The organism is Rhodococcus sp. NPDC003322, from assembly GCF_053589555.1.
Map to the genome: position 1 here is coordinate 171,934 of NZ_JBSFSC010000007.1, position 12,871 is coordinate 184,804.

General features: G+C 70.4%; 8 protein-coding genes and 2 pseudogenes. 5 read left to right on the plus strand and 5 right to left on the minus strand.

Features of this window, described 5'->3' with window-relative positions:
- Positions 1-830: 830 nt before the first annotated feature.
- The gene (locus tag ACWDUM_RS25695) at positions 831-3,980 is read right to left on the minus strand and encodes a (Fe-S)-binding protein (RefSeq protein WP_450136169.1); all 3,150 of its coding nucleotides are present in this window, start codon (positions 3,978-3,980) and stop codon (positions 831-833) included.
- 361 nt (positions 3,981-4,341) lie between these two features.
- Here ACWDUM_RS25695 and ACWDUM_RS25700 point away from each other — a divergent pair, with 361 nt between their 5' ends.
- Positions 4,342-5,001, plus strand: a complete 660-nt coding sequence (locus tag ACWDUM_RS25700) for an ammonium transporter (RefSeq protein WP_450136170.1) — start codon at positions 4,342-4,344, stop codon at positions 4,999-5,001.
- Positions 5,002-5,136: 135 nt separating this feature from the next.
- Here the strand turns inward: ACWDUM_RS25700 and ACWDUM_RS25705 are convergent, their stop codons facing one another.
- The 4 genes from ACWDUM_RS25705 to ACWDUM_RS25720 form a co-directional block, all read right to left on the minus strand.
- Positions 5,137-5,277, minus strand: a complete 141-nt coding sequence (locus tag ACWDUM_RS25705; RefSeq protein ID WP_450136171.1) for a hypothetical protein — start codon at positions 5,275-5,277, stop codon at positions 5,137-5,139.
- A 239-nt stretch (positions 5,278-5,516) separates the two neighbouring features.
- Positions 5,517-6,800 (minus strand): S1 family peptidase, encoded by a 1,284-nt coding sequence (locus ACWDUM_RS25710; RefSeq protein WP_450136172.1) that lies wholly within the window; start codon positions 6,798-6,800, stop codon positions 5,517-5,519.
- A gap of 247 nt (positions 6,801-7,047) precedes the next feature.
- Positions 7,048-8,385 (minus strand): S1 family peptidase, encoded by a 1,338-nt coding sequence (locus tag ACWDUM_RS25715; protein ID WP_450117023.1) that lies wholly within the window; start codon positions 8,383-8,385, stop codon positions 7,048-7,050.
- A gap of 97 nt (positions 8,386-8,482) precedes the next feature.
- Complete coding sequence (locus ACWDUM_RS25720; protein ID WP_450136173.1) at positions 8,483-10,225, minus strand: Hsp70 family protein; 1,743 nt, start codon at positions 10,223-10,225, stop codon at positions 8,483-8,485.
- Positions 10,226-10,355: 130 nt separating this feature from the next.
- On the opposite strand from ACWDUM_RS25720, the pseudogene ACWDUM_RS25725 reads away from it, so the two are divergent.
- From ACWDUM_RS25725 to ACWDUM_RS25740, 4 genes and pseudogenes are all read left to right on the plus strand, one after another.
- Positions 10,356-10,592: pseudogene (locus ACWDUM_RS25725) on the plus strand (nitroreductase/quinone reductase family protein); the annotation flags it as partial.
- Positions 10,593-10,617: 25 nt separating this feature from the next.
- Positions 10,618-10,839: pseudogene (locus tag ACWDUM_RS25730) on the plus strand (nitroreductase/quinone reductase family protein); the annotation flags it as partial.
- A 153-nt stretch (positions 10,840-10,992) separates the two neighbouring features.
- A complete protein-coding gene (locus tag ACWDUM_RS25735) occupies positions 10,993-12,015 on the plus strand; it encodes a Dyp-type peroxidase (protein WP_450136174.1) in 1,023 nt (340 codons plus the stop codon).
- Positions 12,012-12,815, plus strand: a complete 804-nt coding sequence (locus ACWDUM_RS25740) for a family 1 encapsulin nanocompartment shell protein (RefSeq protein ID WP_450117019.1) — start codon at positions 12,012-12,014, stop codon at positions 12,813-12,815. Before ACWDUM_RS25735 ends, ACWDUM_RS25740 begins: the two co-directional genes overlap by 4 nt.
- Positions 12,816-12,871: the final 56 nt, after the last annotated feature.

Below are 12,871 nucleotides of genomic sequence, written 5' to 3' on the forward strand. Positions count from 1 at the left end.
GACGATTCCGCGCCCTGTGGATGAGGGGCGGTGCTGTGGACAACCGATTTCGCTCCGCACCTCGGGCACACGCCGTGCCGATTCACCCGGTCGGCAGATGTGGTGTGCACAGGGGTTTTCGGCGGTGCGCACGGGTGTTGGGCGTGTAGTTCGTGTGTGCATGCGGGAAGGGGTGTGTGCACACGGGTTTTGCGCTCGCGGGGGCGTCGACTGGCTGGCGCGTGGGGTGTGCACAAAGGTTCTCGGGGGTGCACACGGGTGTTCGGCGTGTAGCAGGGGTGTGGGCGCTGCATCGGGGGTGTGCACAGGGGTGTTGGAGGTGCGGCAGTGCAGGGGCGTCGGTTGCAAGGTCGAGACTGTGCAGCCGCCGTGTGCACTGGGGTTTCGCGACAGTGCGCGGGTGGGCCGGCGGGTGCGGGGGTGACCGGCGGGGAGTGCGCGATGCGGGGCGCGGCGGCGTCGGCCACTTGGCGGGCCAGGGGTGTGCACAGAGGTTTTCGGGGGTGCACACGGGTGTTGGGCGTGTAGTTCGTGTGTGGGTGCGGGAAGAGGGGTGTGCACAGGGGTTTTGCGAGGGGGCGCGTGGGTTGGCAGCGCCGGTGTGGGGTGACCGGCGGGGAGTGAGGGGTGCGGGGCGCGGCGGTGTCGGCCTCGCGTCTGGCGGTGGGTGCACAAGGGTTTTCGGGGGTGCACAGGGGTATTCGGCGTGTAGTTCGTGTGTGGGTGGGGGAAGGGGTGTGTGCACAGGGGTTTTGCGCGGCGGGGGAGGGGACCGGAAGACGGAACGCGCCCCCACCGGATTCGGTGGGGGCGCGTTCGGTACTGCGCTGCTACTTGCGGCCGGGGGCCTTGGCGCCGGGCTTGAAGCCCAGCCCGCCGGCCTTGGGCTGCGGCGGTGCCGGAGCCTCGGCGGGCGGTGCCGCGGGAGCCTCCGCAGCGGGGGCCTCGTCGACCGGGGCCTCCTCGACCGGAGACTCCTCGACCGGCGCCGGGGCAGGCGCAGGAGCCGGGGCGGCGGCCTTGCGGGCGCCGGGGGCCTTCGCCCCACCCTTGAACCCGAGCCCACCGGCCTTCGGCTGCGGCGGCGCCGGAGCCTCGGCCACGGGGGCGGCCGGAGCCTCGACAACGGTCTCGGCGGGGGCGGCCGCCGGAGCGGAGGGGGCAGCCGGAGCGGCGGCCTTCTTCGCGCCGGGAGCCTTGAGGCCGCCCTTCATCTGCAGTCCGCCGGGCTTGGCGACCGGAGCGGCCGGAGCTTCGGCAGCCGGGGCCGCGGCCTCGGCTGCGGGCGCGGCAGGTGCCGCGGCCTTCGCACCCGGGGCCTTCGCACCGGGAGCCTTCAGACCACCCTTCATCTGCAGTCCGCCCGGCTTGGCGGTCGGAGCGGCAGGCGCGGCCGGAGCCTCGGCAGCGGGCGCGGCAGGCGCGGCGGCCTTCGCGCCGGGAGCCTTGAGGCCGCCCTTCATCTGCAAGCCGCCCGCCTTCGCGGCCGGAGCACCAGCCGGAGCCGGAGCCTCGGCGGCGGCAGCGCCACCGGGAGCCTTCAGGCCGCCCTTCATCTGCAGCCCACCGGCCTTCGGAGCGCCGCCGGGAGCCTTGAGCCCGCCCTTCATCTGCAGTCCGCCGGCCTTCGGGGCCGCCGGCGCGGCAGCGGCAGCGGCCGAAGCCTCGGCCTCGACCGGTGCTTCCTCGACGGCGGGTGCGGCCTGGGCAGCGACCTTCTCCTTCGGCCGCTGCACGACCTTCAGGTTCTCGGTCAGCGCCGCCGGCTCGAGTCGGGTGATCGACTCGAGCATCATCTGCGCGACGTCGACGACCTCGACGCCCTCGCCCTGGCCCGACTCCTGGCGCGCGGTGACGCCGTCGGTGAGCATGACGCGGCAGAACGGGCAGCCGGTCGCGATCTTCTTCGGATCGGTGGAGAGGGCCTCGTCGACGCGGTCGATGTTGATCCGCTTGCCGAGCTGCTCCTCCATCCACATGCGGGCACCACCGGCGCCACAGCACATGGACCGTTCGCCGTGCCGCGGCATCTCCTTGAGGGTGGAGCCGGTCGCGGCCATCAGCTCACGCGGCGCGTCGTACACCTTGTTGTGGCGGCCGAGGAAGCAGGGATCGTGGTAGGTGACGTCCTCCTGCACGGACGCGACCGGGATCAGCTTCTTGGCCCGCACGAGGCGGTTGAGCAGCTGGGTGTGGTGGACGACCTCGTACCGGCCACCGACCTCCGGGTACTCGTTGCCGAGCGCGTTGAAGCAGTGCGCACAGGTGACGACGATCTTGCGCTTGGATTCCTCGATGCCCTCGAAGAGGTTGTCGAGGACCTCGATGTTCTGCATGGCGAGCTGCTGGAAGAGGAACTCGTTGCCGGCGCGGCGAGCGGAGTCACCGGTGCAGGTCTCCTCGGCGCCCAGGACCATGAACTTCACGCCCGCGGTGGCGAGCAGTTCGGCGACGGCCTTGGTGGTCTTCTTGGCGCGGTCCTCGTAGGCGCCGGCGCAGCCGACCCAGAACAGGTACTCGTAGTCCTCGAAGGTCTCGGCGTCCTTGCCGAACACCGGGATCTCGAAGTCCATCTCGTTGATCCAGTTGAGACGGTCCTTGGAGTTCTGGCCCCAGGGGTTGCCCTTGTTCTCGAGGTTCTTGAACAGGCCGGCCAGCTCGGACGGGAACTCCGACTCGATCAACACCTGGTAGCGGCGCATGTCGATGATGTGGTCGACGTGCTCGATGTCGACGGGGCACTGCTCGACGCAGGCGCCGCAGTTGGTGCACGACCACAGGGTCTCGAGGTCGATGACCGGGGCCTGCTCGCCGGCGGCGACCAGTTCGGCGGTCTCGCCGACCAGCTTGCGCTCGGCCTCGAGTCGGGCGGCCTCGGGGATCTTCGCGAGGGCGGCCTCGTTGACGTTGCCCTCGGCGTCGACCAGACCGACCTCGTCGCCGCCCATGTCCTTGCGGCCACCGGCCAGCAGGTACGGCGCCTTGGTGTAGCCGTGGTCGCGCAGCGACATGATGAGCAGCTTCGGGCTCAGCGGCTTACCGGTGTTCCAGGCCGGGCACTGCGACTGGCAGCGACCGCACTCGGTGCACGTGGTGAAGTCCAGCCAGCCCTTCCAGGAGAAGTCCTCGATGCGTCCGGCGCCGAGGGTGTCGGTGTCGGGGTCGACGTTCTCCATGTTGAGCGCCTTGCCCTTGCTCATCATGGGCTTGGCCGCGCCGAGGGCGACGCCGCCGTCGTCCTCACGCTTGAAGTAGATGTTCGGGAACGCGGAGAAGCGGTGCCACGCGACGCCCCAGGTGATGTTGCGGCCGACGACGAACAGCCAGATCATGCCGGACATCAGCTTGATGAACGCGAAGACGGAGACCATGACGGCGCTGGCGGGCAGCAGCTTCGCGACGTTCATCGTGAAGAAGTCGGTCCACGGGTTCGAGTGACCGGTCATCGCGATGCGGCCGGCCTTCACGAAGATCATGCCGAGGCCCTCGACGAGCACGACGATCTCGACGAAGTAGGCCGGGCCGAACTTCGAGCCGCTGAAGCGGGAGAGCCGCTCGGGGACGCGCGGGTGGTTCAGCTGCCGCAGGACGATCAGCGTCACGATGCCGACGACGGTGCCGATGCCGAGGATCTCGTCCCACAGGTGCCAGACCCAGGTGTTGCCGAACAGCGGCCAGTGGAACTCGGGGTTGAACGTCTGGCCGTACGCCTCGAACCACAGCAGGAAGCCGCCGAGGAAGCCGATCATGACGAGCCAGTGCGCCCAGCCGACGGTGCGGAACTTCGCCATCCGGGTGTGCGCGATGAACTCGACGATCATCTGCTTGAACCGGGGGAAGAACGGGTGCCAGCGGTCGGGAGCAGATTGCCCGATCATGACTGTCTTGCCCATGGTCCAGGCCCCGCTCAAGAACGAGGCCCAACACACGAGACTGAGCAGTACGCCGATCGTGCCCAACGTGATCGTCAGGGCGTTCATGTCACGGCCTTTCCTTCTTCAACGGCAACGGCAACGGCAACAAGGGTAAGTCACCGTAAGTTACCCGCCGGTAGCGTCGCGTTTCAACGTGGCATCAGATGCTGCGTGCGCCGGTGTTGCTCCGGTCACGCAGTAGTTCTTCCGCTCACCGTAAATCCTGGCCTATCGGGCGTTCAGTGCAGGTGAGCCTAACTTAGGCAACTGACCAGTAACTTAGCCTGCGACTATGAGGGTGTCCTTACCTGTGCTCAGGGACATTGTTCTCAGTGGGTTCACAGACTAGGGTCTGCGTGATTATGTGTCTTGGCTCGCGCTGCGGGATTCACTCGTGCTGCGAGATTCACTGGAGGGGATTCATCGAATGAAGCTCAGGAAGTTTGCCGTCACCTCGATGCTGGCGGTTGCCGCACTCGGGATCGGCGCGGGCACCTCGCACGCCAACCCGGCGCCCGAGACCATCGACTGGAACTCGAAGGTCGAGGGCACGTCCGTGGTCACCACCATCGACGCCGGCGCCTTCAAGGTTTCCGGTGACGGCAAGAACATCGAGCTGCAGGACGGCAACGGCAACGCCGTGGTCAGCCTCCCGCTCGCCTTCCAGCTCAACACCCTCCAGTTCCCGATGGACCAGAAGATCAGCGAGGACGGCAAGACCGTCACCCTGACCCCGGTCTTCGACCTCGGCAAGGCCAAGCCGATTGCTGCCAGCGCGACCGCGCAGCCGATCAACGGCGGCGGCCTCGCTATCAAGGACATCGCCTCGCCCCAGGAGAACCTCCTCGCGCAGCAGACCTTCAACTCGCAGCTCGCCGTCGCCACTGCATCTGGCGGACTCATCGGCACGATCGTCGGCGCGATCGTCGGCACCTTCGTGATGCCGGCTGTCGGCACTGTCGCGGGTGCGGGTATCGGCGGCGTCGCCGGCACCGTGATCGTTGGTGGCCCGACCCTGATCGCCGCGGGTATCGGCCTGGGTCAGACCCTGATGGCCGAGCCCGGCACCACGGTCTACGCCAAGTAGTCACACAGGCAAATCGAGCGGCCCGTCACCTCATGGAGGTGACGGGCCGCTCGTCGTTCCAGGGCACGACAACGGCGCCCGGAACGCCGTCGGGGCCGGGACGCGACGTTCGCATCCCGGCCCCGACGGGGTGGATCAGGAGAGTCCGGCGCCGCCGGCGTTCGTCGCGATCGTGAAGATGTAGCCGACCGACTTCATCACGAGCCCCAGGACGGCTCCGGAATCGGATCCGGTTCCGGCGTCGGGGGTGGTGGCGTCGGCGATGTCTGCGAGCATGGCACTTCCTCGTCGTGTAGGCCGACCAGGAGGCCGGCGGCTTGCCCGACTGGATCCCCCCAGTCAGTTCGTCCCTCGTTTGTTGTCGGTGCGAAAAAGATTCCCCAGCAACAACTTCGAGCATCCTACCGTGCGTGATCCGGTGCCGGTGGCGCTACCCCGCAACCCTGCCGAAAACGACTGTGCGGGGCTGTCGTCCAATCGGACGACAGCCCCGCACAGGGGGAGCAGAGGTGCGTCTAGCTCGTACGGACCTTCAGACCGGGGTTGGCGCCGAGGATCGCGTTGACCGGCGTCGCGAACAGCTGCGGGCTGTCGCCGAGGACGGTGGTCACGACGGCGGCGAGCTCGCAGAACTTCAGGTCGCCCACGTTGGACGCGCTGGAGATGCCGAGGGCGCGGTCGCCGGTGACGATGGTGCCGCCGCTGTCGCCCTGCAGGGCGCAGATGTTCGCGGAGAAGCCGCCCCGCAGGGTGCGGGCGCCGACGTCCACGGTCTGGTTCACGGCGTTGATGGTGCCGCAGGTGAAGCCGGTGGTCAGGCCGGACTTGCAGACCGGGGCGCCGACGACCGGGTCGGCGGTGCCGGTGATGCGCAGCGGGGAGCGGCCGGGGACGCGGACCAGGTTGTTCTGGAATCGGGGGGCGGCGTCGTTGTCGATGCGGATGATCGAGTAGTCCAGGCCCTCGAGGTTGGTGCGGGCGAAGGTGCCGATGTGCGCGCCGAAGACGCCCTCGCTGGGCATCTGGAACACGCTGGTGCCGGGTGCGCCGCGGTTCGGGTCGCAGTGCCCGGCGGAGATGTTCACCGCATTGCCGGAGCCGTCGGTGCCGTTGAAGCCGAGGGAGCAGCGGAACGCGCCGGCCGAGTTCTCCGCGGCGTACGAGTCGCCACCGAACATCGCGTCCGCCGGGGCACCGCCGTTGTCCGCGGCCGCCGGGGCCACCGAGCCGAGCGCCGGCTGCAGCGCGAGGACCGCGCCCTGCAGGAAGTCGGGGATCTCGAAGCCCGCGACGTTGACGGTGTCCGACACCCGCAGCACGAGGTTGTTGTTCACGACGTCGACGGCGGCACCACTGACCAGTCCGGACAGCGGCTGCGGCAGCGTGGAGATCCAGTCCTGCGCCTTCGTCAGCTGATCCTGCAGGGCGCGTTCGCTGCGGGGCAGGTCCTTGACCGTGTACCCGGCCTCCTCGACGGCCTTGCGGGCGGCGTCGGCGTCGGGGCCGGACGCCAGACCGATGAGCGGGGTGCCCTTCGGATCCAGCCAGGCACCGGCGAAGGTGTCCGGGAACTTGGCGCGCAGTTCGTTCGCGAACGTGACCAGCTTCTGGCCGGCCTCCGCCTTCGCCAGGTACTCCTGCGGGCTGAGCCCCAGATCGCGCTGCACCGCCGTGACCAGATCCTCGGGGAGGGCGGTGACCGGCTCGGGAGCCGGGTCGGCGTGAGCGAAAGCGGGAGCGAGCAGGAGCAGGGCGGCCGAGCCGATCATCGCGGCGCGGCGCGCGCGGATGCTGCGCATGGGGACCTTCCGGGTCGGGGCACGCGGGCATGCCGTTGGGCATGAGGACACGACTCGATCACGCTCGGCGGCCGAGTCGAATGTCATGACTATATGGCCTGCGACGGGGTCGCCGCACCGTCTCACCCAATTCGGCCGGGATGTCCGGATCAGATGTCCGAAATGCCGTGGACAGGGGCGAAACCACGAGCGGCCGCACCGGAATCGATCCGGTGCGGCCGCTCGTGCCGTGCGTGGGTGTCGCGGGTCAGGCCGCCTCCACCCGCACCCGCAGGTCGTGGCCGAGGGTGGCGTTGGCGCGGTCGACGATGCTCTCGATCGGGATGCCGATGCTCGCGGTACCGCCGTCGAGAGCCAGCACCAGGTTCGCCTCCGTGCAGTTCGGGGCGCCGCTCGCGTTCGAGCCGGACGTGATGCCCAGCGCGCGGGTGCCGGTCAGGATCGCGCCGCCGCTGTCGCCGCTGAGCGTGCAGGTCGACCCTGCGAAGCCGCGGACCAGGCGGGTGGACCCGTCCATCATCTCCAGCGGCGCGTCCACCGAGTCGGCGAGCACGATCCCGCAGGTGAACGTCGACGACTGACCCGACTTGCAGATCGGGGCGCCCACCACCGGGCGGGCGGTGCCGGTGACCTTGACGGTGGTCCCGTTCGCGCCGCGGACGGTCGGCTGGTCGAGGCCCGCCTCGACCCCGGCGCGGTTCAGCTTGATCACCGAGTAGTCGAGGCCGTCGGCGTCGATGCCCATCTCGGAGTGCTCGAACGTGCCGACCTGCGGGCTGCGGCCCACCTCCGTCGCGTTCGGCACGTACACCGGGGACCCGGCGCCCACGCCGGCCTGCTCCTGGCTGGGGTCGCAGTGCCCGGCGCTGAGGTTGTAGGAGGCGCCGTCGCCGCCGACGGCGTTGAAGCCGAACGAGCAGACCCCGATCTCCTCCGGCGGTGTGGTCGCCGTGAGCGGCCGTGCGGTCGTGACGTAGGTGTCGCCGCCCTGCGGGCGCGGATCGACCGGGCCGCCGCGGTCGGGGGAGAGGATCACCTTCAGACCGGCGAGCAGCGTCGGCAGGTTCAGCGCCTGTCCGACCGGGCTGTTCACCACGTCGATGACGACCTGATTGTTCAGCACGTCGATCGACGTGGAGTTGATCTGCGAGGACACGTCCTTCGGCAGTGCGGTGATCCACTGGTTCAGCTGCGCCCGCGCACCCTCGAGCTGCTGCTCGGACACCGCCGCGATGTGCGTGTCGTACCCGTCGAGGGCCACCTTCCGCGCCGCCTCGGTGGAGGTGACGGCGACCACCGGACGCCCGTCGGCCGCGATCCACGTCCCGGCGAAGGTGTGCGGCGTGGATGCCCTCAGCTCGTCTGCGTAGGTGCCCAGCCGCTGCGCGAGTTCGGCGCGCTCGAGGTACTGCTGCGGCGTCAGCTTCAGGTCCCGGCCGATGGCCTCGACGAGTTCGGGGGGCAGCTGTTGCACCTGCTTCTCGGTCACCAGGGGTTCACGCGGCGCGGCGTGCGCGAGCGCGCTGACCGGGAGCAGTGAGACAGAGGCCAGGATGGCGGCGCGCAGCGCCAGCGGCAGACGCATGAAAACCCTTCTGGAGGCGGTTCGGTCGGGGGAGCGCGCCCCACCATAGGGGAAACCGTCGGGTCGTGTCCTCAGTCGCAGGTGGCAGAGTTCCTGGTCAGGGATTCTCGGTGCCTTCGGTCTCCGGTTCCGGCTCCGGCTCCGGTTCGGGCTCGGTGGTCGTGGTGGTGGTCGTCGTCGTGTCGTCCGTCGTGGTGGTCTCCTCCGGCGGTGTGGTGTCCTCCGGCTCGGTGGTGGTCTTCGTGGTCGTCACCGGACGCGTCGTGGTCGCCACCGGCGGCGGGAGAGCCACGGTCGTCGTCACCGGCGCGGCGGTCCGGGTCGGCGGCGCCGTGGTCGGCGCGACGGTGTCGACCTCGATCTCGGTGGTGGTCGCGACCGGCGGCGGGGTCGTCGCCCGCGTCGTCGTGACGGCCCGCGCCGACGTGGTGAGCGGATCGAGATGCGGCAGCGGGGTGCCCGGGGTGTCACCCGAGCGCGACATCGTCACCGCACCGGCGATCGCCGCCACGACGAGCGCCGCGCCCACCCCGGCGGCAACCATGACCAGCCGATTGCGTGCGGGGGCCGGCGAGGCCGGTGTCACCGCCGCCGCCGGCTGCACCGTGCTGCCGGGTCCGGCCTCGGTGAACGCCGTCGGCGTCGCCGGGGCAGGTACCACCGGCAGCGAGTCGGTGTCCGCATCCCCGCTGACGTCGACACCGGGGCCCGCCGACGCGACCGCCGCAGCGGCCGCGCCGAGAGCGGCACCGCCGGCGGTACCCGACTGGCCGGCACCGCCGGCGGTGCCCGACCGGCCGGCACCGCCGGCGGCGAGAATCGCCGCGCCCTGCACCGTTGCCACATTCGGGTGCGGGGCGACCGTCGCCGGCGCCGGCAACGCGCCGGTCAACTCGGACAGCAGGGGCATCGCGGCGCCCCCGCCGGTCAGCAGCACGGTGTGCAGTGCCGACGGTGCGAGTTCGTGGGCACGCAGCGTCTCCTCGACCAGCGACAGCGCACCCTCGAGCGGCCCCCGCAACATCTCGTCCAGGTCGGCTCGTGTGAGCGTCACCGCGGCTGCCGCACCGCCGACGGTCACGTCGATCGTCGTCTCGTCGATCGTCGACAGCTGTTCCTTCGCGGTGCGACACTCCGCGTGCAGCCGTTCGACATCGGCACGGACGCCCGGATCGGTCGGGTCGAGCGGGCCGAGGTCCGCCGCGGCGGTGCCGAGGACGTGCTCGGCGATCGTGCGGTCGAAGCTGTCGCCGCCGAACAGAGAGGAGAACGTCGACGGCGGCAGCAGTCGCGGCTCGGCGCCCGTCCGGACGAGTGAGACGGTCAGCCCGGCGGCGGCGAAGTCGCACACCGCGACCACCGACTCTCCGGCCGCGCCGCGCGCTGCCTCGAACCAGCGCACCGCCGCGACCGCGTCCGGTGTCAGCGACACCGCAGCAAGCCCGGCCCGGTCGAACGCGGCACGCTGTGCGGCGACCGTCGTGTCGTCCCATCGGGCCGGGTGGGTGGCGACCACGGTCGGGTCGGCGGGCAGGCCCGGGAACTGCCGGACCGCCGTCGCGAGCAGGCTCGCGGTCGCGGTCGCCACCAGGTCCTCGGCCAGGTACACCGTGCCGTCGGCGGCGGTGACGCCGTCGGGGTCGCCCACGCGGGAGGCGAACCCGCTCAGCACGCCCGGCTCACCGGCCGGGGCGCCGAGCGTCGCCGCGGTCGCGGACACCCGCAGGGTCGCCGGCTCCACCAGCACCGGCGGATCGGTCAGCGGCGCGTCCGAGGACTGCACGACCGCGATCGCCTCGGTGTCGCCGACGCCGAGGCCGATACCGTGCCCGACCGCCATTTCTCGTGTCCCCTCTGTCCGTGTGCCCGACGGGTCAGAGTAGCGGCCGAGGGTTCCCCGGTGCAGGTCACCGCGTTGGCGTTGAATGATGACGCGTTCCCAGGGGGATGTGACCGCGTTCCAGCGCCTGATGCGCAGAACCTCCGAGACCCGGCTGGCGGCGTGGGCGAACACCAGGGTGCTGCGATGGCACCACATCGACCGCGCGGTCTTCCGGTTGACCAACGGCCGCAAGACGGTGTCCGGGGCGCTCAGCGGATCTCCGTTGCTGATGCTCACCACCACCGGCGCCAGGAGCGGGGTCCGCCGCACCGTGCCAGCGCTCGGGCTGCCGGACGGCGATCGGTGGGTGGTGATCGCATCGAACTACGCCTTGCCAGGCCAACCCGTCCTGGTACCACAATCTGCGCGCATGCCCCGACGCCACCATGACCCTCGCGGGCAGCGCGCCGCGGGCCGTGCGGGCCCACGAGGCGGTCGGCGCCGAACGCGATCGCCTGTGGGCACTCGGCGTGCGGACATTTCCGCCGTGGGCCCGCTACGAGCGGCAGGTCGCCGGGCGGCGGATACCCATCGTGGTGCTCGAGTCGGTCGGCGGTCGGGCGCCGGAGTGACGGTGCCGACCGTCCCGAATGCCGATCGATCTCTTCTGAATTCCGCTCCACCGCGCTCGCTTCGGGAAGCGGGGACCGGTCCGCGGGCCTAGGCTCTGATGCACCCGTCGTACGCGCGTGGGAGGAAGCGGGGCCCGCGACCTTGGAGCATCGATGAGTGTGCCTGTTCCCCAGCAGCTTCTGCGGCCGCTCGACGTGGCCGCGCTGTTCCTCGTGGTCACCGCGGGACCGGACCGGGCCGACGCGGACGCGGTCGCCGCGGTGGCCGCCGACGTGGGAGCGCTGGTGCGCGCGGTCGGATTTCGGGACCAGCAGGGTTCGCTGCACTGCGTGGTCGGCGTCGGCTCCGAGTTCTGGGACCGGCTCGGGCGCTCGTCCCGGCCCGCGGAACTGCACCCGTTCGTTCCGCTGCGCGGTCCCGTGCACCAGGCCCCCGCCACCGCGGGGGACGTGCTGTTCCACATCCAGGCGTCGCGGGCCGACCTGTGCTTCGAACTGGGGCGGCTCATCCGCTCCGCGCTCGCGAGCTCGGCCACGGTGGTCGACGCCGTCAGCGGATTCCGCTACTTCGACGCCCGCGACCTGCTCGGCTTCGTCGACGGCACCGAGAACCCCAGCGGCACGGGCGCGGTCGCCGCGGCCCTGATCGGGGACGAGGATCCCGAATTCTCCGGGGGCAGTTACGTCATCGTGCAGAAGTACCTGCACGACCTCGACGCATGGGGTGCCCTGTCCTCCGACGAGCAGGAGCGGGTGATCGGCCGGACCAAGCTCGACAACGTCGAACTGGACGACAAGCCGTCGAACTCGCACGTGGCACTGAACACGCTCGTCGACGCCGACGGCACCGAACGAGAGATCCTGCGCGCCAACATGCCGTTCGGCAGTCTCGACGACGGCGAATTCGGCACCTACTTCATCGGGTACGCCCGCTCGCCCGCGGTCACCGAGGAGATGCTGCGGCACATGTTCCTCGGCGACCCGCCCGGCAACCACGACCGCATCCTCGACTTCTCGGTGGCGACGACCGGGGCGCTGTTCTTCGTGCCGAGCGTCGATCTTCTCGAATCCCTGGCCACCTCCGAGCCCACGGCCGCGGAGGCGGCGCCGGCCGACACCCCGACCCGGTACGCACTCTCCCTCGACATCGGAGACCTCAAAGGAGTGACCCAATGACCGACTCGACCAACCTCCACCGCCAGCTCGCCCCCGTGACCGCGGCCGCGTGGCAGCAGATCGGGGAGGAGGCGTCCCGCACGTTCAAACGCCACGTCGCGGGCAGGCGCGTGGTGGACGTGACAGGGCCGCACGGCTACGCGTACTCGGCGCACAACCTCGGCAGGGTCAGGTCGATCAGTGTGTCCGACGAGCGGATTCGCGCGCAGTTGCGCGAGGTGCACCCGCTGGTCGAGTTGCGTTTCCCGTTCACACTCAGCCGCGCGGAGATCGACGACGTCGAGCGCGGCGCACTGGACTCGGACTGGCAGCCGGTCAAGGACGCGGCCAAGGCGATCGCGTTCGCCGAGGACCGCGCGGTTTTCGCCGGATACGAGGAGGCCGGGATCCGCGGACTCGGACCGTCGTCGTCCAACCCGGTGCTCGCCCTCCCCACAGACCCGCTGGCGGTACCCGACGCGGTGGTCTCGGCGCTGACGGCGCTGCGGCTGGCCGGCGTCGAGGGACCGTACGCGGTGGTGCTGGACGCCGACGCGTACACCGCCGTCAGCGAGACCCGCGACGAGGGACATCCCGTCTTCCACCACCTCAAGGACCTCGTCGACGACATCGTCTGGGCGCCGGCCGTCCAGGGCGGGTACGTCCTGTCCACCCGCGGCGGCGACAACCAGCTGACCCTCGGCGTCGACCTGTCCATCGGCTACGACAGTCACACCGCCACCGAGGTGACGTTGTATCTCGAGGAGTCGCTGACCTTTTCGTCGCTGACGGCGGAGGCGGCGGTGGTGCTCGCCCCGTGAGGCCACTGGCCGACACCGTGTGCGAGGGGGCTGCGGTCTTCAGATCGGGTCGGGAC

What these genes read in the sequence shown, in the direction of transcription:
- ACWDUM_RS25695 (WP_450136169.1), bottom strand. Translation starts at nt 3,980, where the DNA reads ATGAACGCCCTGACGATCACGTTGGGCACGATCGGCGTACTGCTCAGT.
- ACWDUM_RS25700 (WP_450136170.1), top strand. Translation starts at nt 4,342, where the DNA reads ATGAAGCTCAGGAAGTTTGCCGTCACCTCGATGCTGGCGGTTGCCGCA.
- ACWDUM_RS25705 (WP_450136171.1), bottom strand. Translation starts at nt 5,277, where the DNA reads ATGCTCGCAGACATCGCCGACGCCACCACCCCCGACGCCGGAACCGGA.
- ACWDUM_RS25710 (WP_450136172.1), bottom strand. Translation starts at nt 6,800, where the DNA reads ATGCGCAGCATCCGCGCGCGCCGCGCCGCGATGATCGGCTCGGCCGCC.
- ACWDUM_RS25715 (WP_450117023.1), bottom strand. Translation starts at nt 8,385, where the DNA reads ATGCGTCTGCCGCTGGCGCTGCGCGCCGCCATCCTGGCCTCTGTCTCA.
- ACWDUM_RS25720 (WP_450136173.1), bottom strand. Translation starts at nt 10,225, where the DNA reads ATGGCGGTCGGGCACGGTATCGGCCTCGGCGTCGGCGACACCGAGGCG.
- ACWDUM_RS25735 (WP_450136174.1), top strand. Translation starts at nt 10,993, where the DNA reads ATGAGTGTGCCTGTTCCCCAGCAGCTTCTGCGGCCGCTCGACGTGGCC.
- ACWDUM_RS25740 (WP_450117019.1), top strand. Translation starts at nt 12,012, where the DNA reads ATGACCGACTCGACCAACCTCCACCGCCAGCTCGCCCCCGTGACCGCG.